This window comes from Escherichia sp. E.sYA108 (assembly GCF_011754335.1).
Classification (GTDB): Bacteria; Pseudomonadota; Gammaproteobacteria; order Enterobacterales; family Enterobacteriaceae; genus Escherichia; species Escherichia coli.
The window spans coordinates 939,878-960,747 of sequence record NZ_JAAQVZ010000001.1; the positions used below are offsets into that span (position 1 = coordinate 939,878).

Annotated in this window: 23 protein-coding genes; 9 read left to right on the top strand and 14 right to left on the bottom strand. The window is 52.0% G+C overall.

Going from position 1 to position 20,870, the window contains the following annotated elements; all coding sequences use genetic code 11:
• Positions 1 to 74 precede the first annotated feature (74 nt).
• Positions 75 to 1,082: a DUF1202 family protein gene (locus HBM92_RS04535; RefSeq protein WP_000745192.1), complete on the top strand. Its 1,008-nt coding sequence runs from the start codon at positions 75 to 77 to the stop codon at positions 1,080 to 1,082.
• Between the two features lie 68 nt (positions 1,083 to 1,150).
• Here HBM92_RS04535 and hemW read toward each other — a convergent pair whose 3' ends face one another.
• The 5 genes from hemW to yggS are packed head-to-tail and all read right to left on the bottom strand — an operon-like array spanning position 1,151 to position 4,456.
• Positions 1,151 to 2,287 (bottom strand): radical SAM family heme chaperone HemW, encoded by a 1,137-nt coding sequence (hemW, locus tag HBM92_RS04540; RefSeq protein ID WP_000239974.1) that lies wholly within the window; start codon positions 2,285 to 2,287, stop codon positions 1,151 to 1,153.
• The gene (locus HBM92_RS04545) at positions 2,280 to 2,873 is read right to left on the bottom strand and encodes an XTP/dITP diphosphatase (protein WP_001174738.1); all 594 of its coding nucleotides are present in this window, start codon (positions 2,871 to 2,873) and stop codon (positions 2,280 to 2,282) included. The genes hemW and HBM92_RS04545 overlap by 8 nt, the downstream gene beginning before the upstream one ends.
• 7 nt (positions 2,874 to 2,880) lie before the next feature.
• The gene (gene yggU / locus HBM92_RS04550) at positions 2,881 to 3,171 is read right to left on the bottom strand and encodes a DUF167 family protein YggU (RefSeq protein ID WP_001277222.1); all 291 of its coding nucleotides are present in this window, start codon (positions 3,169 to 3,171) and stop codon (positions 2,881 to 2,883) included.
• Positions 3,168 to 3,734, bottom strand: coding sequence for an osmotic shock tolerance protein YggT (gene yggT, locus HBM92_RS04555; protein WP_001094831.1), 567 nt, complete (start codon positions 3,732 to 3,734; stop codon positions 3,168 to 3,170). Before yggT ends, yggU begins: the two co-directional genes overlap by 4 nt.
• A gap of 17 nt (positions 3,735 to 3,751) precedes the next feature.
• On the bottom strand, positions 3,752 to 4,456 hold the full coding sequence (gene yggS, locus HBM92_RS04560) for a pyridoxal phosphate homeostasis protein (protein WP_000997795.1): 705 nt from the start codon (positions 4,454 to 4,456) through the stop codon (positions 3,752 to 3,754).
• Between the two features lie 17 nt (positions 4,457 to 4,473).
• Between yggS and HBM92_RS04565 the strand changes: the two genes are divergently transcribed.
• On the top strand, positions 4,474 to 5,454 hold the full coding sequence (locus HBM92_RS04565) for a PilT/PilU family type 4a pilus ATPase (protein ID WP_001443100.1): 981 nt from the start codon (positions 4,474 to 4,476) through the stop codon (positions 5,452 to 5,454).
• A 173-nt stretch (positions 5,455 to 5,627) separates the two neighbouring features.
• Here HBM92_RS04565 and ruvX read toward each other — a convergent pair whose 3' ends face one another.
• The 8 genes from ruvX to metK all read right to left on the bottom strand — a co-directional run bounded on the left by ruvX (position 5,628) and on the right by metK (position 12,851).
• On the bottom strand, positions 5,628 to 6,044 hold the full coding sequence (gene ruvX, locus HBM92_RS04570; RefSeq protein WP_000017105.1) for a Holliday junction resolvase RuvX: 417 nt from the start codon (positions 6,042 to 6,044) through the stop codon (positions 5,628 to 5,630).
• Complete coding sequence (locus tag HBM92_RS04575) at positions 6,044 to 6,607, bottom strand: YqgE/AlgH family protein (RefSeq protein ID WP_001053178.1); 564 nt, start codon at positions 6,605 to 6,607, stop codon at positions 6,044 to 6,046. The genes ruvX and HBM92_RS04575 overlap by 1 nt, the downstream gene beginning before the upstream one ends.
• 108 nt (positions 6,608 to 6,715) lie before the next feature.
• Positions 6,716 to 7,666, bottom strand: coding sequence for a glutathione synthase (gene gshB / locus HBM92_RS04580; RefSeq protein WP_000593259.1), 951 nt, complete (start codon positions 7,664 to 7,666; stop codon positions 6,716 to 6,718).
• Between the two features lie 12 nt (positions 7,667 to 7,678).
• On the bottom strand, positions 7,679 to 8,410 hold the full coding sequence (gene rsmE / locus HBM92_RS04585; RefSeq protein WP_001222509.1) for a 16S rRNA (uracil(1498)-N(3))-methyltransferase: 732 nt from the start codon (positions 8,408 to 8,410) through the stop codon (positions 7,679 to 7,681).
• Positions 8,411 to 8,489: 79 nt separating this feature from the next.
• A complete protein-coding gene (endA, locus tag HBM92_RS04590; protein ID WP_001327408.1) occupies positions 8,490 to 9,197 on the bottom strand; it encodes a deoxyribonuclease I in 708 nt (235 codons plus the stop codon).
• Between the two features lie 94 nt (positions 9,198 to 9,291).
• Positions 9,292 to 9,789: a SprT family zinc-dependent metalloprotease gene (locus tag HBM92_RS04595; protein ID WP_000858396.1), complete on the bottom strand. Its 498-nt coding sequence runs from the start codon at positions 9,787 to 9,789 to the stop codon at positions 9,292 to 9,294.
• A gap of 76 nt (positions 9,790 to 9,865) precedes the next feature.
• On the bottom strand, positions 9,866 to 11,260 hold the full coding sequence (galP, locus tag HBM92_RS04600) for a galactose/proton symporter (protein WP_001112301.1): 1,395 nt from the start codon (positions 11,258 to 11,260) through the stop codon (positions 9,866 to 9,868).
• 436 nt (positions 11,261 to 11,696) lie between these two features.
• Positions 11,697 to 12,851: a methionine adenosyltransferase gene (metK, locus tag HBM92_RS04605; protein WP_001062128.1), complete on the bottom strand. Its 1,155-nt coding sequence runs from the start codon at positions 12,849 to 12,851 to the stop codon at positions 11,697 to 11,699.
• 55 nt (positions 12,852 to 12,906) lie between these two features.
• Here metK and yqgD point away from each other — a divergent pair, with 55 nt between their 5' ends.
• From yqgD to speB, 6 genes are all read left to right on the top strand, one after another.
• The gene (gene yqgD, locus HBM92_RS25575; protein WP_001305310.1) at positions 12,907 to 13,158 is read left to right on the top strand and encodes a protein YqgD; all 252 of its coding nucleotides are present in this window, start codon (positions 12,907 to 12,909) and stop codon (positions 13,156 to 13,158) included.
• 110 nt (positions 13,159 to 13,268) lie between these two features.
• On the top strand, positions 13,269 to 13,412 hold the full coding sequence (yqgG, locus tag HBM92_RS25580; protein ID WP_001297404.1) for a protein YqgG: 144 nt from the start codon (positions 13,269 to 13,271) through the stop codon (positions 13,410 to 13,412).
• A gap of 93 nt (positions 13,413 to 13,505) precedes the next feature.
• Positions 13,506 to 13,637 (top strand): acid stress response protein YqgB, encoded by a 132-nt coding sequence (gene yqgB / locus HBM92_RS04615; protein WP_001297406.1) that lies wholly within the window; start codon positions 13,506 to 13,508, stop codon positions 13,635 to 13,637.
• An 8-nt stretch (positions 13,638 to 13,645) separates the two neighbouring features.
• The gene (gene speA / locus HBM92_RS04620) at positions 13,646 to 15,622 is read left to right on the top strand and encodes a biosynthetic arginine decarboxylase (RefSeq protein WP_001295380.1); all 1,977 of its coding nucleotides are present in this window, start codon (positions 13,646 to 13,648) and stop codon (positions 15,620 to 15,622) included.
• Positions 15,623 to 15,767: 145 nt separating this feature from the next.
• Positions 15,768 to 16,499 carry a hypothetical protein gene (locus HBM92_RS04625; protein WP_000758886.1) on the top strand — a complete coding sequence of 244 codons (732 nt, stop codon included), beginning with the start codon at positions 15,768 to 15,770 and terminating at the stop codon, positions 16,497 to 16,499.
• 135 nt (positions 16,500 to 16,634) lie between these two features.
• Positions 16,635 to 17,555 carry an agmatinase gene (gene speB, locus HBM92_RS04630; RefSeq protein ID WP_000105562.1) on the top strand — a complete coding sequence of 307 codons (921 nt, stop codon included), beginning with the start codon at positions 16,635 to 16,637 and terminating at the stop codon, positions 17,553 to 17,555.
• Positions 17,556 to 17,758: 203 nt separating this feature from the next.
• On the opposite strand, the gene loiP is transcribed toward speB, so the two are convergent.
• The gene (gene loiP, locus HBM92_RS04635; protein ID WP_001327406.1) at positions 17,759 to 18,517 is read right to left on the bottom strand and encodes a metalloprotease LoiP; all 759 of its coding nucleotides are present in this window, start codon (positions 18,515 to 18,517) and stop codon (positions 17,759 to 17,761) included.
• A gap of 277 nt (positions 18,518 to 18,794) precedes the next feature.
• Between loiP and tkt the strand changes: the two genes are divergently transcribed.
• Positions 18,795 to 20,786 carry a transketolase gene (tkt, locus tag HBM92_RS04640; protein WP_000098601.1) on the top strand — a complete coding sequence of 664 codons (1,992 nt, stop codon included), beginning with the start codon at positions 18,795 to 18,797 and terminating at the stop codon, positions 20,784 to 20,786.
• Positions 20,787 to 20,870 lie beyond the last annotated feature (84 nt).

Sequence of the window (20,870 nt, forward strand, 5' to 3'; positions counted from 1 at the left end):
CTCACGTCCATTGCCAATTTTTATTACCCTAATGATAATCACCGGAATAAATTATTCCGCGCGAGGGTTTTCGGGTGAAAAAGCAATGGATTGTTGGTACGGCGCTGTTTATGTTGATGACTGGTAATGTCTGGGCAGATGGTGAACCGCCAACTGAAAATATCTTAAAAGATCAATTCAAAAAGCAGTATCACGGCATTCTCAAGCTTGATGTCATCACCTTAAAAAATCTTGATGCTAAGGGTAATCAGGCCACCTGGTCAGCGGAAGGCGATGTCTCTTCCAGTGACGATCTCTATACCTGGGTCGGTCAGTTGGCAGATTACGAGCTGCTCGAACAGACCTGGACGAAAGATAAACCGGTGAAATTCTCGGCGATGTTAACCAGTAAAGGAACGCCCGCGTCTGGCTGGTCGGTGAACTTTTACTCTTTTCAGGCGGCAGCCAGCGATCGTGGGCGGGTGGTTGACGATATCAAAACGAATAATAAATATCTGATCGTGAATAGCGAAGATTTCAATTATCGCTTTAGTCAGCTTGAGTCTGCGTTGAATAACCAGAATAACTCGATTCCTGCACTGAAAAAGGATGTAAAAGCGCTTGATAAGCAAATGGTGGCGGCGCAGAAAGCAGCGGATGCATATTGGGGAAAAGATGCAAACGGTAAGCAAATGACCCGCGAAGACGCCTTTAAAAAAATTCACCAACAGCGTGATGATTTTAATAAACAGAACGATAGTGAGGCGTTCGCGGTTAAATATGACAAAGAGGTTTATCAACCGGCGATTGCGGCATGTCATAAACAGAGTGAAGAGTGTTATGAAGTGCCAATTCAGCAGAAACGAGATTTTGATATCAACGAACAACGGCGACAGACTTTTCTGCAATCACAAAAACTTAGCCGTAAATTGCAGGATGACTGGATAACGCTCGAGAAAGGGCAATATCCGTTAACGATGAAAGTTTCAGAAATAAACAGTAAAAAAGTCGCGATTTTGATGAAAATTGACGATATCAACCAGGCTAATGAACGCTGGAAAAAAGATACCGAACAACTGCGGCGCAATGGGGTGATTAAGTAATTTTTGCGATGACGCATGAGTTGTTGCCGGATGCTGCGTACACGCACGCCGCATCCGGCAATACAAATTTACTCCGCCAGAAAAAGCTCCAGCAACGAATTTAAAAACAACTTCCCATGTTCCGTTATCTGCCAGTAATCTGCACATTCTGTGAGATAACCCTGAGCGATAGCCTCTTCTAACTGTGGGCGAATAACTTCTTCAGAAAGGCCAGTATACTGGCTAAACTCCACGCGCGGCGCGGCTTCCAGCAGACGGAAGCGATTCATAAAGAACTCAAACGGTTTATCTGCAGCTTCGACATCACGCTGGCTTTCCAGATATCTTCCCTGCATAAAACCACGCGGATGACGCGTTTTGGTGGTACGCAGAATGCGCCCATCCGGGAAGGTCACTTTGCCGTGCGCGCCGCAGCCAATACCAATGTAGTCACCAAAGCGCCAGTAGTTGAGATTGTGCTGGCACTGATAACCGGGTTTGGAGTAAGCGGAAGTTTCATATTGCTGATAACCCGCTGCGGTTAATAACTGATGCCCCTGTTCGAATATATCCCACAACGCATCGTCGTCCGGCAGCACCGGTGGGCGAGAGCCAAACAGCGTATTAGGTTCGATGGTCAGTTGATACCAGGAAAGATGCGGCGGATTCAGTTCAATAGCCTGGCGCAGATCGCCTAGCGCCTCTTCCAGTGATTGATCCGGCAGCCCATGCATCAAATCAAGGTTAAAGCTACGTAACCCTAAACCGCTCGCCAGCTTCGCAGCTCGTTTCGCTTCTTGCGGGCCATGAATGCGCCCAAGTCGTTTCAGCTTTTCTTCGCTAAAACTCTGCACACCAATAGAGATGCGGTTCACACCAGCACGCTGATAATCGACAAAGCGATCGGCTTCAACCGTACCAGGGTTCGCTTCCATCGTAATTTCTGCATCCGCTGTCAGCGGCAAACGCGCACGCACGCCGTCCAGCAGCGTTTGCATCGCCGGGCCGGAAAGCAGGCTCGGCGTACCACCGCCAATAAAGATTGTCTGCACTTCACGGCCCTGAGCGTAAGCCACATCGTTGTCCAGATCGTTAAGCAGATGCTGAACATAATCGTCGTGCGGCACTTCTCCTTTCAACGCGTGAGAGTTGAAATCGCAGTACGGGCATTTCTGCACGCACCACGGGATGTGAATGTAGAGACTCAGCGGCGGTAATTTAACCATTACGTAAAGCGTCCAGCAGCAGTTTCAACGCCTGACCACGGTGGGAAATGGCGCTCTTTTCTTCGCGGGTCAGTTCGGCAGCGGTTTTCCCTTCGGAAGGTACGAAGAAGATTGGATCATAACCAAAGCCACCAGTGCCCGCTGGTTCACGAGTAATCACGCCTGGCCAGCTACCGTGGCATACCAGCGGAGTGGGATCTTCCGCGTGACGCAGATATACCAGCACGCAGTGGAAACGCGCCTGACGTTGGTCGTCCGGTACGTCTTTCATTGTTTCCAGCAGTTTTTGCAGATTCTTTTGATCGGTCGCGTCTTCACCGGAATAACGCGCGGAGTAAATACCCGGCGCGCCACCCAGCGCATCTACCGCCAGACCGGAGTCGTCGGCAATTGCCGGTAAACCGGTCACTTTTGCCGCATGGCGCGCTTTCAGAATCGCGTTTTCGATAAAGGTCAGGCCGGTTTCTTCAGCGGAATCTACGCCGAGGTCTGTTTGGGCCACGATATCAAGACCGAAGTCGCTAAGCAGCGACGCCAGCTCACGCACTTTACCGGCATTGCCGGTTGCGAGGACAACTTTTTGCATAGGATACCTAATTAATTAACGCCGCGATTTCTGGCGGGATTTGTTGCGGATTAATGATTTTAATTTGTTTGTGGCGGCCAAGTTCGCCTTTTTCAATCACCACCTGGCTTTTGGCAACCCGGAATTGCTTACCGAGAAACTTCACCAGATGGCTGTTGGCCTGGCCGTCAACCGGCGGCGCGGTAATGGCGACTTTTACCTCGTCGCCATGTAAACCGACAATAGAATCACGGCTGGCTTTCGGCTGAATATAGAGCCGTAAAACCAGACCGTCATCATTAACTGTTACGGCACTCATAACGCCATCCACAGCCCCGGCAGCAGCATATTTCCGGTCGCCTGCAAGACTTCTGCGACACCCATATTGATGACATACAGCAGCAGAACGAGGATCATCGGCGAGAAATCAATCCCACCCATTGCCGGTAGCAAGCGGCGAATCGGGCGCAGCAGCGGATCGGCCAGCTGAATCAGCACGTATTCAATCGGGCTACGACCCTGGCTTACCCAGCTCATAATCGCCATCACCAGCAGGACCCAGAAAATCAGCAGGCCGATGGTTTTCAGCAGAATCAATAAACCGGCAATCCAAATGATTGGCAGGAAGGTCACCACTTTAAACAGCACGATGGCTTTAATGAAACTGAGAATATAGGCAACCAGCAGCGAGGCGCTATCAATGGGGCCCATTGCCGGAATAACGCGGCGCAGTGGCCCGATAATCGGCTGCGTTACCTTCACTACAAACTGTGAGAAGGGGTTGTAAAAATCACAATGAGCCCACTGCATCCAGATGCGTAATAACAGCACCATGGTATACAGCTCAATGACCGTTGAAAGCAGGAAAGTCAACGTATTCATGGCGTTCCTTTAATTCCTTATTTTTTAGAGTAATCACGCGCACCAAAAATTGCAGTGCCGATACGAACCATCGTGCTACCTGCCGCAATGGCGGCTTCCATATCGTCCGACATTCCCAGAGAGAGCGTGTCGATATGCGGGTAGCGCGTTTTCAGTCCGGCAAATGCTACAGCCATTTGGCGTGCAACTTCAAACTGCCTTACATATTCTGACTCAGGCGCAGGGATTGCCATCAGCCCGCGCAGACGTAAACGCGGTAGTTCAGCGACCGCAGCTGCCAGCTCGTCCAGTTCAGCCAGTTGAATCCCGGACTTACTGTTTTCATCACTAATGTTAATTTGAATCAGTACGTTAAGAGGGGGAAGTTCTGCCGGGCGCTGGTCGTTCAGGCGGGTAGCGATGCGCAAACGGTCGATGGTATGACACCAGTCGAAATGCTCTGCCACCAGGCGGCTTTTATTAGACTGCAACGGGCCAATAAAATGCCATTCTAATCCTGTTACGCCCAGTTCCTGAAAGTGGCGAATTTTATCTACCCCTTCCTGAACGTAGTTTTCACCAAATTGACGCTGCCCGGCATCAATGGCTTCTGCGATGGCGCTCGCAGGTTTTGTTTTACTGACTGCAAGCAGCGTAATTTCTTCTGGAGAACGGCCGCAACGCGTTGCAGCCGCTGAGATTTTGTCCCGGACCTGTGCCAGGTTATGCGCAATATCGTTCATTTTCCGAGGATCTTAGTATGAATATGGAAGAAATTGTGGCCCTTAGTGTAAAGCATAACGTCTCGGATCTACACCTGTGCAGCGCCTGGCCCGCACGATGGCGCATACGCGGCAGAATGGAAGCTGCGCCGTTTGATGCGCCGGACGTCGAAGAGCTACTGCGGGAGTGGCTGGATGACGATCAGCGGGCAATATTGCTGGAGAATGGTCAGCTGGATTTTGCTGTGTCGCTGGCGGAAAACCAGCGATTGCGCGGCAGTGCGTTCGCACAACGGCAAGGTATTTCTCTGGCGTTACGGCTGTTACCTTCGCACTGCCCGCAGCTCGAACAGCTTGGCGCACCACCGGTATTGCCGGAATTACTCAAGAGCGAGAATGGCCTGATTCTGGTGACGGGGGCGACGGGGAGCGGCAAATCTACCACGCTGGCGGCGATGGTTGGCTATCTCAATCAACATGCCGATGCGCATATTCTGACGCTGGAAGATCCTGTGGAATATCTCTATACCAGTCAGCGATGTTTGATCCAGCAGCGGGAGATTGGTTTGCACTGTATGACTTTCACATCGGGATTGCGGGCTGCATTGCGGGAAGATCCTGATGTGATTTTGCTCGGAGAGCTGCGTGATAGCGAGACAATCCGTCTGGCGCTGACGGCGGCAGAAACCGGGCATCTGGTGCTGGCGACATTACACACGCGCGGCGCAGCGCAGGCAGTTGAGCGACTGGTGGATTCATTTCCTGCGCAGGAAAAAGATCCCGTGCGTAATCAACTGGCAGGTAGTTTACGGGCAGTGTTGTCACAAAAACTGGAAGTGGATAAACAGGAAGGACGCGTGGCGCTGTTTGAATTACTGATTAACACACCCGCGGTGGGGAATTTGATTCGTGAAGGGAAAACCCACCAGTTACCGCATGTTATTCAAACCGGGCAGCAGGTGGGGATGATAACGTTTCAGCAGAGTTATCAGCAGCGGGTGAAAGAAGGGCGCTTGTGACGTTGCTGTGTCTGATACGAATTGTAAATATGCCCGATGCGCAAGCTTATCGGGCCTACAAGGGAAGCGTAACTTTGAATTCGCACTCACTGTAGGTTGGATAAGGCGTTTACGCCGCATCCAACATGAAACAACGAGCACATTGTCAGAAATCTGTGCGCTAGTAAATCGCCTTAATATTCCTGCTCGAAATAGCTTTCGAGAATAATAACCGCAGAGGCAGAGTCGACTTTGCCTTTGTTGAGCGCCCGATAGCCGCCCTGTTCAAACAGACCGGAACGTGCCTCCACGGTGCTAAGACGCTCGTCATGGAGCTTTACTTCAACACCGAAACGACCATGAATACGGTTGGCAAATTTACGCGCTCTGGCGGTTAACGGCTGTTCGGTGCCGTCCATATTCAGCGGCAAACCGACGATGATTTCGTCCGGCTGCCACTCTTTCAGTAAACGCTCGATAATGTTCCAGTCCGGCGTACCGTCCTGCGCTTTAATTGCAGGCAAAGGGCGAGCGGTGCCGGTAATGCGTTGGCCGACCGCTACGCCAATGCTTTTGGTGCCGAAGTCGAAGGCGAGTAAGGTTCCACTCATCAGGCGTGTCCTGCCACACCAGGCATGGTGAGAATATCCACACCAATCAGTTTTGCCGCCTCGCGCCAGCGGTCGGCAATCGGCGTTTTGAACAGAATATTCAGATCTGCCGGGGCCGTTAGCCACGCGTTATCGAGAATTTCTTGTTCCAGTTGACCTTTCTCCCAGGAGGCATAACCCAGAGCCACCAATACGTCAGACGGTTGTTTATCGGTGCCGAGCGTTTCCAGCACATCGCGGGAAGTGGTCATCACTGTGTTGTCTGAAATGCGAATGCTGGAAGCAAAATTGGAGGGCGGAGTATGCAAAATAAACCCGCGATCTTCAGCCAGCGGACCGCCGAGCATAACCGGTTTATCCAGACGGATTGATTCATCACGCGGCTCCGGCGTGATCTTCAGCTTTTCCAGAATCCCTTCAATTTTGAGATTTTCCAGCGGCTTGTTGACGATGATCCCCATTGCACCATTGGTATTATGTTCGCAAATGTAGACCACGGAACGACGGAAAATCGGATCCTGGAGAGCAGGCATGGCAATAAGAAAGTGATGCTGTAAATTCATTGTCAGAGGTTCTGTTTCCTGGTTCAAAAAAGCAACAGCGCCCAGTATGCGTGGAAAGAAGGGCGCTGTCACTCAGAGTCTCAACGAGATCCTTCTCGCTAAGGTGGGTTACTGCTGCTGTAAACGTGCTTCGATGGCATCCATTAACATTCCGGTGATCGACACCGGAAACTCTGCTTCAATCTCACGAATACAGGTTGGGCTGGTGACGTTAATTTCAGTCAGACGGTCGCCGATGATATCCAGACCAACAAAAATCAGCCCTTTTTCTTTCAGCGTCGGCCCGATCTGACGGGCGATTTTCCAGTCACTTTCCGTCAGCGGACGAGGTTCACCGCGACCACCGGCAGCCAGATTGCCACGGGTTTCGCCCCCCTGCGGAATACGCGCCAGGCAGTACGGTACCGGCTCGCCATCTACCACCAGCACGCGTTTGTCGCCATCTTTAATGGCTGGCAGGTAATTTTGCGCCATGCAGTAGCGAGTGCCATGCTCAGTCAGGGTTTCGGCAATCACGCCGAGGTTTGGATCGCCTTCTTTCACGCGGAAAATCGACGCGCCGCCCATACCGTCCAGCGGCTTAAGAATGATGTCGCTGTGTTTTTCCCAGAAAGCTTTTAGCTGCGCTTTATTGCGTGTGACCAGCGTTTCTGGTGTTAAGTCAGAGAACCAGGCAGTGAACAGTTTTTCGTTACAATCGCGCAGGCTCTGCGGCTTGTTAACGATCAGCGTCCCTTTATCTTCGGCACGTTCCAGAATATAGGTCGCGTAGATAAACTCGGTATCAAACGGCGGGTCTTTACGCATCAGGATCACATCGAGATCGGCCAGCGGCAGATCCTGCTCACCCGTGAACTCGTACCATTTATCGTAGTTCTGTTCGACGCTCAAAGTACGGGTACGAGCGCGAGCCTCACCATTGATCAAATAGAGATCGGCCATCTCCATATAGTGAAGTTCGTAACCACGACGCTGTGCTTCCAGCAACATAGCGAAACTGGAATCTTTCTTGATGTTGATGTTTGCGATGGGGTCCATCACGATGCCGAGCTTGATCATTATTCTTCTCCGTTAGCCCAAATCGCCAAAACGCACTTGTAGCGCGGTAATGGCGGTGAGCGCAGTTGTCTCAGTACGCAAAACGCGAGGTCCCAACAGGATATCAGTAAATTGATAGCGGGCAGTCATGGCAATTTCATCTGCCGATAAACCGCCTTCCGGGCCAATCAGCAGGCGGACGCGTTCGACCGGTAACGGCAACGTATTGATGCTGTTACTGGCGCGCGGGTGAAGATTCAGTTTCAGTCCTTCATCCTGCTCTGCACACCAGGCTTCCAGATCCATCGCTGGACGGATTTCCGGCACCCGGTTACGGCCACACTGCTCACAGGCAGCAATTGCAATCTTCTGCCACTGCTGGAGCTTCTTGTTCAGACGTTCACTATCCAGTTTAACGCCGCAGCGCTCAGAAAAAAGTGGCGTAATGAGGCTTACACCGAGTTCGATCGATTTCTGGATAGTAAATTCCATTTTTTCACCACGCGACATCACCTGACCGAGGTGAATATGCAGCGGAGATTCGCGATCGTCGATCTGGCCTTCCAGCACCTTCACTTCCACGCTTTTTTTGCTGGCGCTGGTAATTTCGGCGTCAAAGACCTGGTTGCTGCCGTCAAACAATTGCAGCGCCTGTCCCGGCCCCATACGCAGTACGCGCCCGATATGGTTGGCGGCATCTTCGCAAAGCGCGATGTGAGAATGGCTGGTCAGTGGTTCAGGATGATAAATGCGGGGGATACGCATAGTTAAAAATCCGCGTCGTCTCCCCACGCGGTTGTACGCGTGGGGTAGGGGTTAACAAAAAGAATCCCGCTAGTGTAGGTTAGCTCTTTCGCGCCTGGCAAGCGCGTTGCACATACGGGTTATGATTGCCCTGCACCTTCGCGATGCGTTCATCACGCTCGCACTCCCAGTCGGTAACTGGATACATCTTGTCCCATGCGTTGAACAGCTGCGTTTGCTGACGAGAGAGTGTCAGGTTGTATTGGTCACGCATATAGAAGTAGGTGCGCGCAATGGCACCGCGTGCACGCGCTGGTGGCTCGGCAACTTTTTCTTTGAAATCGACCTTCATGGCGCATTGACCGTACTGGCCTTCACCGCCATTCCACTGGCTGTACATAAAGTTGCCGCGATCGCCATTCACCTCACCGACTGACGGCTGCAGGTTATGCATATCGCTTTCCATCTTGCGATAGACCGGATCTTTGGCGCAATTTTTACGTCCACCGTCCTGCCAGCACTGGCGCTGGTGACCGAATTGCCAGGCAGGAACGACGTGTTCCCACTCTACGCGGCTGGCACGGTTTTCATTTTTTCGCACCTGATAGCCGCACGATTGCAGATCAACAACGCCTTTTTTGCCCTGCCAGTTAATTTTACATCCGCAATAAAACGTACCGGGCGCGTCAGCGTGGACTTTTACCGCCGCGGCTTTCGCTTGAGAAAAACTATTGATACCTTCGGCCAATGCCGGGCCGGAAAATGCTGTGCTCAGTACCACCGCAGCAATAGACAAATAACGGTACATCACTTACTCCGTGTTAAAACGAGCCAGCAACGTAGCGAAAGTTGTTTTGGTATGCAATCAGCCAGATCAGGAAAGTTCCTGATAGTTCAGGTGGTTATTTCGCAACCAGCTGTTCGCCGCAGTGAACACAGCGATAGACGGCTTCGCCACGAACTACGCGATTATGACGGCGTACGGTAAGCTGATGCTCCTGGCACTTGCAGCGGTAGGGGAAGGTGTTGCGGCGCACGGATTGCAGTTCGAACTGATGCGTACGACGGGCGGGAACGCCCAGCACGCTTTCCATCATCCACTTCCACTCTTTGCCATGTGGCGCTACGCGCCCGAAATGTTTCCATACCAGCAAATGTGCCAGTTCGTGTGGCACTACCTCTTCAATAAAGGCTTCACTGTTTTCCAACAGCAAAACGGGATTGAGGCGAATTTCATAGCTTTCCAGCCAGGCTGTTCCGGCAGAGGTTCCGCGCTGGGTGTAAGAGAGTTTTGGCTCCGGGTAGTTACGCCCGAGCTTCAGGTTGGCCTGGGCGAGTTTTTCCCGCAGGCGACGCATAACGGCCTGTTGGATGGCGATAGGGAGACGGGATGTTTTCATAGCGGCAGAGGATAGAGCGAAGAAAAGATGACTGCAAGAGGTGGCTTCCTCCATGATGGGAGGAAGCCTGAGGAGATTAATCGTGAGCGCCGATTTCGCGCAGTTTACGACCTTTCATCAGATTACGTTCAATATGTTCCAGCGAAACGTGTTTGGTTTCCGGTACCAGCCACAATGTCAGCAGGATAAACAGTACGTTCAGAGCAGCATACACCCAGAAGGTGTTGGCGTTACCCAGCGTGTTGAGCATGGTCAGGAACGTTGCGCCAACGATCATGTTGGCAATCCAGTTGGTGGCAGTGGAGCAGGTGATGCCAAAATCGCGGCCTTTCAGCGGCTGAATTTCGGAGCACAGTACCCAAATCAGCGGACCGGCACTCATGGCAAAACCGACAATAAACATCAGCAGCATGGCGATGGCGAAATACTGCGCCGACGGAGAGTGGATACCGATATGCATCATTGTACCGAGTACGCCCATACCAGCAGCCATCACCAGGAAGCCCAGCGTTAGCGTTGGTTTACGTCCCCAGCGGTCAACAAGGCCGATTGCGATAAAGGTGGCAAGTACGTTGGTCAGGCCGACAATCACTGTCCCCCACATTTGCTCGGTGGTGTTGGTATAACCCGCCAGTTCGAAGATTTTCGGCGCGTAATACATGATGACGTTCATCCCGGTGAATTGCTGCATTACCTGCAATAGTACGCCAAGGAACACCGCGCGGCGGAAGTTGCTATTCTCTTTAAACAGCGCCCAGCCACTCTGTTTAACCTGCAAACTTTCACGGATTTCATCCAGTTCGCGTTTCGCTTCCGCGCTGGTGTCACGCAGGCGTAGTAGCACGCGTTCGGCATCAACAAAACGGCGTTTGGCGGCAAACCAACGTGGGCTGTCTGGCAGGAAGAAGACACCAATCAGCAGCAAAATTGCCGGGATGATAATCACACCCAGCATCCAGCGCCATGCACCGGTGTAGCTGAAGGCGGTATCAGAAAGATAAGCGCCGAGGATCCCGATAGTGATCATCAACTGATACATCGAGATCATACTGCCGCGAATTTTTTCCGGCGCAATTTCTGACAGGTACAGTGGTGCGGTATAAGAGGCCACACCCACCGCCAGCCCCAGCAGAACGCGGGAAAGAATCAGTACTTCAACGTTTGGCGCAGCCGCAGAGAACAGTGAACCGGCAACAAACAGGATTGCGCCGATCATCAGGCTCTTTTTGCGCCCGAGTTTAAAGGAGAGCCAGCCGCTGCCCACCGCACCGACTGCCGCACCGAACATCATGGAGCTTACGACCCATTCTTGCGTGTGCGAAGTAATCTGGAATTCATCTGCAATAAACGGCAGTGCGCCAGCAATTACACCGATATCCAGGCCAAAGAGTAATCCCGCCAGAGCGGCAAGGAAGCAGACGAAAAACGTCATTGCCTTGTTTGACCGCCCCTGTTTTTTAGCGTCAGGCATAATGCCCTCCAATATGGTTATTTTTTATTGTGAATTAAGATAGGTGAGTACGACGTAAAAAGATGTGAAGCAAATCACATCAGTGTAATCGCTTACACTAACATTTATCTTAGTTATGATTTAAGTGCATGAAAATAATTGAGTTATATCATCATAGATTAAAGGCTGTTATCTGCAATTAAGACTTTACTGAAAAAAAATGTAACAACTGTGAAGGCTAAATAATAATATGAAAATATTACAAATATTTGGCTGGCGTGGTTGGTGTAATCGGTTTCAGTAGTGATGATAATTTGCGGTAAAACGTGTTGAGGAAGAATGATGTTATTGTGCGGGCGGTTTTTTTGCCGGATGCGGCGTGAATGCCTGTCCACCGCGGTGAGGTAAAAGAAAAAGGCCAGCGCGAGGCTGGCCTTTGAAAGCAGGTGAAGAAAGATTACTTCAGACCGGCAGCATCACGCAGCAGCTGCGCTTTGTCGGTTTTTTCCCACGGGAAATGTTCACGACCAAAGTGACCGTATGCTGCGGTTTCTTTGTAGATCGGGTGCAGCAGATCCAGCATCTGAATCAGACCGTATGGGCGCAGGTCGAAGAATTCACGTACCAGCAGAGTCAGTTGTTCAGAAGGCACTTTCTCAGTACCGAAAGTTTCTACCATGATGGAAGTCGGTTCAGCCACGCCGATTGCGTAGGAAACCTGAATTTCACAACGATCGGCCAGGCCAGCAGCAACAATGTTTTTCGCGACATAACGTGCTGCGTAGGCTGCGGAACGGTCCACTTTTGATGGATCTTTACCGGAGAACGCACCGCCACCATGACGCGCCATGCCGCCGTAGGTATCAACGATGATTTTACGACCAGTCAGACCGCAGTCACCCATTGGGCCACCGATAACGAAACGACCGGTCGGGTTGATGAAGAATTTGGTGGCAGAAGTCAGCCATTCAGCGGGCAGAATCGGCTTGATGATCTCTTCCATTACCGCTTCTTGCAGCGATTTCTGGTCGATCTCTTCAGAGTGCTGAGTGGAAAGCACGACAGCATCAATGCCAACGATTTTGCCGTCGTCATACTGGAAAGTCACCTGGCTTTTCGCGTCCGGGCGCAGCCACGGCAGAGTGCCGTTTTTACGCACTTCAGCCTGACGCTGTACCAGACGGTGTGCATAAGTGATAGGTGCTGGCATCAGCACGTCGGTTTCATTAGTTGCGTAGCCAAACATCAGACCCTGGTCGCCCGCGCCCTGTTCCAGCGGATCGGCACGGTCAACGCCCTGGTTGATGTCAGGAGACTGTTTACCGATGGCGCTCAGAACCGCACAGGAGTTAGCGTCAAAGCCCATGTCGGAATGTACATAGCCAATTTCGCGAACGGTGTTACGGGTGATCTCTTCGATGTCTACCCAGGCGCTGGTGGTGATTTCGCCGCCAACTAAAACCATGCCGGTTTTTACGTAGGTTTCGCAAGCAACGCGTGCTTTCGGATCCTGTTCGAGGATCGCGTCTAAAACGGCATCAGAGATTTGGTCAGCAATTTTGTCAGGATGCCCTTCAGAGACGGACTCGGACGTAAAAAGGTGTTTTGCCATATTTAATATCACCTAAAGAGAATTTGGTTAGCTCAAACTGTTGTGTGGATTTTCTGTGGTAGCGGATCCTACCACGACTCTGCAGGTTAAAAACACTGGCAGTCTGAGTGTTAATCGGTATGGATGGATTAACATCTGGATGGCTATTTTAGGTCAGTTCTTCACCCAATTTCCACTTTTTTTTGAATCGTGTCTCATTCTGTTAAAAACGTGGCTGGAAATTTTTCCTGACAATGCTGGCATTCTGCGTATTTATCTTTTGCAATTTTCTGCCATTGTGGGGTATAAAACGCGGCGCGCGGCTTAAATAAAAAGCACACGACGTTTCTTTCGTGTTGCCACTTCCAGCCGGGTTGAAAACAGAGTTTTGGCTTGTGGGTTCGTCTTAACAGGCGGCCGTGGAGGTGATACGAAATAATGAACCGTTGTCTGCTGCTTAACCTGTCTCACCGTTCTGGTGAAGATTCGTTCCCCGCACTCTGCATCTCTGCTTTGCATACCTGCCGATGTTATACCCATCTCGGCGCTTCTCAGGATTCAAGAGCTGGTTACAGCTACTGAGGACTGAACAAGGGCGCTCTTGTAAAAACAAGAGTTTTCTCGTGGTTTCGCCGAACTGTCACACTTACGTTCGGTTATGTGCTTAATAATGTTATGAAAAAGAAACCGGTTGCGCAGTTGGAGCGTCAGCATTCACTGCTGGAAAATCCATGTGCTTATGGGTTGTTATCGCAGTTCCAGGCTGCGATAGTCGTTAACTGTTTTACACTTAATAAAATAATTTGAGGTTCGCTATGTCTGACGACATGTCTATGGGTTTGCCTTCGTCAGCGGGCGAACACGGTGTACTACGCTCCATGCAGGAGGTTGCAATGAGCTCCCAGGAAGCCAGCAAGATGCTGCGTACTTACAATATTGCCTGGTGGGGCAATAACTACTATGACGTTAACGAGCTGGGCCACATCAGCGTGTGCCCGGACCCGGACGTCCCGGAAGCTCGCGTCGATCTCGCGCAGTTAGTGAAAACTCGCGAAGCACAGGGTCAGCGTCTGCCTGCACTGTTCTGTTTCCCACAGATCCTGCAGCACCGTTTGCGTTCCATTAACGCCGCGTTCAAACGAGCGCGGGAATCCTACGGCTATAACGGCGATTACTTCCTCGTTTATCCGATCAAAGTTAACCAGCACCGCCGCGTGATTGAGTCCCTGATTCATTCGGGCGAACCGCTGGGCCTGGAAGCCGGTTCCAAAGCTGAGTTGATGGCGGTGCTGGCACATGCTGGCATGACCCGTAGCGTCATCGTCTGCAACGGTTATAAGGACCGCGAATATATCCGCCTGGCATTAATTGGCGAGAAGATGGGCCACAAGGTCTATCTGGTCATTGAGAAGATGTCAGAAATTGCCATTGTGCTGGATGAAGCAGAACGTCTGAATGTCGTTCCTCGTCTGGGCGTGCGTGCACGTCTGGCGTCGCAAGGCTCGGGTAAATGGCAGTCCTCCGGCGGGGAAAAATCGAAGTTTGGCCTGGCGGCGACTCAAGTACTGCAACTGGTTGAAACGCTGCGTGAAGCCGGGCGTCTCGACAGCCTGCAACTGCTGCACTTCCACCTCGGTTCGCAGATGGCGAATATTCGCGATATCGCGACAGGCGTTCGTGAATCCGCGCGTTTCTATGTGGAACTGCACAAGCTGGGCGTCAATATTCAGTGCTTCGACGTCGGCGGCGGTCTGGGCGTGGACTATGAAGGCACCCGTTCTCAGTCTGACTGCTCCGTAAACTACGGCCTCAATGAATACGCCAACAACATCATCTGGGCGATTGGTGATGCGTGTGAAGAAAATGGTCTGCCACATCCGACGGTAATCACCGAATCGGGTCGTGCGGTGACTGCGCATCACACCGTGCTGGTGTCGAATATCATCGGCGTGGAACGTAACGAATACACGGTGCCGACCGCGCCTGCAGAAGACGCACCGCGCGCCCTGCAAAGCATGTGGGAAACCTGGCAGGAAATGCACGAACCGGGAACTCGCCGTTCTCTGCGTGAATGGTTACACGACAGCCAGATGGATCTGCACGACATTCATATCGGCTACTCTTCCGGCACCTTTAGCCTGCAAGAACGCGCATGGGCTGAGCAGCTTTATTTGAGCATGTGCCATGAAGTGCAAAAGCAGCTGGATCCGCAAAACCGTGCTCATCGTCCGATTATCGACGAGCTGCAGGAACGTATGGCGGACAAAATGTACGTCAACTTCTCGCTGTTCCAGTCGATGCCGGATGCGTGGGGGATCGACCAGTTGTTCCCGGTTCTGCCGCTGGAAGGGCTGGATCAAGTGCCGGAACGCCGCGCTGTGCTGCTGGATATTACCTGTGACTCAGACGGTGCTATCGACCACTATATTGATGGTGACGGTATTGCCACGACAATGCCTATGCCGGAGTACGATCCGGAGAATCCGCCGATGCTCGGTTTCTTTATGGTCGGCGCATATCAGGAGATCCTCGGCAACATGCACAACCTGTTCGGTGATACCGAAGCGGTTGACGTGTTCGTCTTCCCTGATGGTAGCGTAGAGGTAGAACTGTCTGACGAAGGCGATACCGTGGCGGACATGCTGCAATATGTGCAGCTCGATCCGAAAACGCTGTTAACCCAGTTCCGCGATCAGGTGAAGAAAACCGATCTTGATGCTGAACTGCAACAACAGTTCCTGGAAGAGTTCGAGGCAGGTTTGTACGGTTATACCTATCTTGAAGATGAATAATTAAGATTATTCTGCTGGCGGGGCGATTTATTTACGTAAATCGGCCCGCTTTCTTTTTATATATTCTTAAAAATAATTTAGCTGCTTTTCTTATTAAATAATCTCCCTACAATCGCTGCATTAATTAAATGCAGAGGGAACGGTTATGAAAAAATGGAAAGTACGTAGCGCGTTGATAGCATTAGCCGTGCTGCTGGCCGGTTGTTCCAGTAATGCGCAGTATAATAGCAGTGCATCGGGTAATGTCGGCACCGCCTGGGGTGGGGATGTGCACTCAACGGTTCAGGGCGTATCTGCTGAACGAGCCTGGCGCGATCCGGCAGAGATGATCGTTATTAGTTATTCGACTAATGTTCCTCCCGGCTACGACCGCGTTTATAGCATTCGTATTAACGAACTGGAATATGCTATTCGCGATGGTAATTTTAAATCTCTACCAATTACGCGGGTTTATGATTCATCCAATAATGAACCACGCTATATTGTCCATGCCAGAGTCGGAATGAATTATCAATTATATGTCCGTAATTACAGTCGTAACACCAACTACGAGATCGTTGCTACGGTTGATGGCCTGGATGTTCTGAATGGTAAACAAGGTTCGCTGAATAACAACGGTTATATTGTGAATGCCGGAGATTCGTTAGCGATTAAAGGATTCCGCAAAGATAAACATACCGAAGCGGCTTTTCAGTTCGCCAACGTTGCTGATTCCTACGCAGCCAATTCGGCGCAAGGCGATGTGCGTAATACCGGTGTAATCGGCTTTGCCGCCTTTGAATTACAAGGCCCGGCGAAAAACGCGCTGCCGCCGTGCTCTGGACAAGCCTTTCCGGCAGATAACAATGGCTATGCGCCGCCACCGTGTCGGAAATAGCAACCTCGCTTGATGCCTCGCCCATTTAAGGCGATAATTAGCACAAACTTGTGTTTCGCAAATCCAACCCTTCCTCGTCGGGCCTAACGACGCGGAAGGGTTTTTTTATATCGACTTTGTAATAGGAGTCCATCCATGAGCACCTTAGGTCATCAATACGATAACTCACTGGTTTCCAACGCCTTTGGTTTTTTACGCCTGCCGATGAACTTCCAGCCGTATGACAGCGATGCTGACTGGGTGATTACTGGCGTGCCGTTCGATATGGCCACTTCTGGCCGTGCGGGGGGGCGCCACGGTCCGGCAGCGATCCGTCAGGTTTCGACGAATCTGGCCTGGGAACACAATCGCTTCCCGTGGAATTTCGACATGCGTGAGCGCCTGAACGTCGTGGACTGCGGCGATCTGGTATATGCCTTCGGAGATGCCCGTGAGATGAGCGAGAAGCTGCAGGCGCACGCCGAGAAGCTGCTGGCTGCCGGTAAGCGTATGCTCTCCTTCGGTGGTGACCACTTTGTGACGCTGCCACTGCTGCGCGCTCATGCGAAGCATTTCGGCAAAATGGCGTTGGTACACTTTGATGCCCACACCGATACCTATGCGAACGGTTGTGAATTTGACCACGGCACCATGTTCTATACCGCGCCGAAAGAAGGTCTGATCGACCCGAATCATTCTGTGCAGATTGGTATTCGTACCGAGTTTGATAAAGACAACGGCTTTACCGTGCTGGACGCCTGCCAGGTGAACGATCGCAGCGTGGATGACATTATCGCCCAGGTGAAACAGATTGTGGGTGATATGCCGGTTTACCTGACCTTTGATATCGACTGCCTGGATCCTGCTTTTGCACCAGGCACCGGTACGCCGGTAATTGGCGGCCTGACCTCCGATCGCGCCATTAAACTGGTACGCGGCTTGAAAGATCTCAACATCGTTGGGATGGACGTAGTGGAGGTGGCTCCGGCATACGATCAGTCGGAAATCACCGCTCTGGCTGCGGCGACGCTGGCGCTGGAGATGCTGTATATCCAGGCGGCGAAAAAGGGCGAGTAAGCGCCAGATAAGAGGCGCGCGGGTGATGTGCCATTAATGTCGGATGCGGCGTGAACGCCTTATCCGACCTACACTCGGCACCCGTAGGCCGGATAAGATACGCCAGCATCGCATCCGGCAATGCGCACGGAGTAACAAATGTGCCATTCTTGTCAGATGCGGCGTGAACGCCTTATCCGACCTACGTTCGGCACTACCTGGCTTTACTTAACTCCATCCGCGCTCATACGATCGCGAATATGCTGGGCGCGTTCGGCGGATGCAGGATGGTCGTCAAACATTGAGCTTTGGCGGCCTTCTTCTAGTTTCGCCAGTTTTTCAAAGCTGGTGGCAAGACCTGCCGGGCTGATACCGCGTTGGCGCAGCAAATCGTAGGAGTAATCATCGGCCTCTGATTCCTGACGTTGGGTAAATTGCGAATTGACTAGCTTTTCGCCCAGGTCTCCCAGTTGTGATTGTGACAAACTGCCGACAATTCCGCCTGCAGAGGCCGCCGCAACGCGAATTGCGTTTGTACCAAGTGCTACCTGCATTCCTTTCTTCACATGGCCTAATGCCACGTGCCCCATTTCGTGACCGAGCACCGCTTCGACTTCGTTATCCGTCATCATATCCATCAGCCCGCTATAGACGCGGATACAGCCGTTAGCCATTGCAAAGGCGTTCACATCCTTCGCCATATACACTTTGTAATTCACCGGCTGACCGTTGATGTTATCGCCTAACGCGCGAGAAATTGTCGTCAGACGTCTAGCATATTCGCTATTGGCTGGCGCAATCGTCGCTTTGCTGTCCATCTCCTGGCATGCCTGATCGCTCAGTTTTTTCACCTGCGCATCACTCAAACTGTAAGCCTGAAAAGCTTCCGCTCCTGATGAGAGCAGTCCACTGGAGTCCATATTCTGGCAACCGGTCAGCACCGTAGCCACGCTCATTGCTACCAATAAGGCGCGAATTTTCATGTTTTCTCTTCCGCACAAGGTCAGGATTATTCTAAAAATGCGCCGTTTGCAGGTGAATCGACGCTCAGTCTCAGTATAAGGAAAAGCGCAGCGGACGGGCGAGTGGATTGCGCAACATGCGAGCATGATCCAGAGATTTCTGAAGCGGCAAAAGGATGTTCCATGTACATGACGAGCGGCTTGCGGTAAATTGTTGGCAAATTTTCCGGCGTAGCCCAAAACGCGCTGTCGTCAAGTCGTTAAGGGCGTGCCCTTCATCATCCGATCTGGAGTCAAAATGTCCTCACGTAAAGAGCTTGCCAATGCTATTCGTGCGCTGAGCATGGACGCAGTACAGAAAGCCAAATCCGGTCACCCGGGTGCCCCTATGGGTATGGCTGACATTGCCGAAGTCCTGTGGCGTGATTTCCTGAAACACAACCCGCAGAATCCGTCCTGGGCTGACCGTGACCGCTTCGTGCTGTCCAACGGCCACGGCTCCATGCTGATCTACAGCCTGCTGCACCTCACCGGTTACGATCTGCCGATGGAAGAACTGAAAAACTTCCGTCAGCTGCACTCTAAAACTCCGGGTCACCCGGAAGTGGGTTACACCGCAGGTGTAGAAACCACCACCGGTCCGCTGGGTCAGGGTATTGCCAACGCAGTCGGTATGGCGATTGCAGAAAAAACGCTGGCGGCGCAGTTTAACCGTCCGGGCCACGACATCGTCGACCACTACACCTACGCCTTCATGGGCGACGGCTGCATGATGGAAGGCATCTCCCACGAAGTTTGCTCTCTGGCGGGTACGCTGAAGCTGGGTAAACTGATTGCGTTCTACGATGACAACGGTATTTCTATCGATGGTCACGTTGAAGGCTGGTTTACCGACGACACCGCAATGCGTTTCGAAGCTTACGGCTGGCACGTTATTCGCGATATCGACGGTCATGACGCGGCATCCATCAAACGCGCAGTAGAAGAAGCGCGCGCAGTGACTGACAAACCGTCCCTGCTGATGTGCAAAACCATCATCGGTTTCGGTTCCCCGAACAAAGCCGGTACCCACGACTCCCACGGTGCGCCGCTGGGCGACGCTGAAATTGCCCTGACCCGCGAACAGCTGGGCTGGAAATACGCGCCGTTCGAAATCCCGTCTGAAATCTATGCTCAGTGGGATGCGAAAGAAGCAGGCCAGGCGAAAGAATCCGCATGGAACGAGAAATTCGCTGCTTACGCGAAAGCTTATCCGCAGGAAGCCGCTGAATTTACCCGCCGTATGAAAGGCGAAATGCCGTCTGACTTCGACGCCAAAGCGAAAGAGTTCATCGCTAAACTTCAGGCTAATCCGGCGAAGATCGCCAGCCGTAAAGCGTCTCAGAATGCTATCGAAGCGTTCGGGCCGCTGTTGCCGGAATTCCTCGGCGGTTCTGCAGACCTGGCGCCGTCTAACCTGACCCTGTGGTCTGGTTCTAAAGCAATCAACGAAGATGCTGCGGGTAACTACATCCACTACGGTGTACGTGAATTCGGTATGACTGCGATTGCCAACGGTATCTCCCTGCACGGTGGTTTCCTGCCGTATACCTCAACCTTCCTGATGTTCGTGGAATACGCACGTAATGCCGTACGTATGGCTGCGCTGATGAAACAGCGTCAGGTGATGGTTTACACCCACGACTCCATCGGTCTGGGCGAAGATGGCCCGACTCACCAGCCGGTAGAACAGATCGCTTCTCTGCGCGTGACCCCGAACATGTCTACATGGCGTCCGTGTGACCAGGTTGAATCCGCAGTAGCGTGGAAATACGGCGTTGAGCGTCAGGACGGCCCGACTGCGCTTATCCTCTCCCGTCAGAACCTGGCGCAGCAGGAACGTACTGAAGAGCAGCTGGCAAACATCGCGCGCGGTGGTTATGTGCTGAAAGACTGTGCTGGTCAGCCGGAACTGATCTTCATCGCGACCGGTTCTGAAGTTGAACTGGCTGTTGCCGCCTACGAAAAACTGACTGCCGAAGGCGTGAAAGCGCGCGTGGTTTCCATGCCGTCTACCGACGCATTCGACAAGCAGGACGCGGCTTATCGTGAATCCGTACTGCCGAAAGCGGTTACCGCTCGTGTTGCGGTGGAAGCTGGCATTGCTGACTACTGGTACAAGTATGTTGGCCTGAACGGTGCTATCGTCGGCATGACCACCTTCGGTGAATCTGCTCCGGCAGAGCAGCTGTTTGAAGAGTTCGGCTTCACCGTTGACAACGTTGTTGCGAAAGCAAAAGCGCTGCTGTAATCGGTAAGATGCTTTGTGAGAAGGGCCGCAAATGCGGCCCTTCAGATTGTTGGCAAAGTGCGCGTTGTTTATGCCGGATGCGGC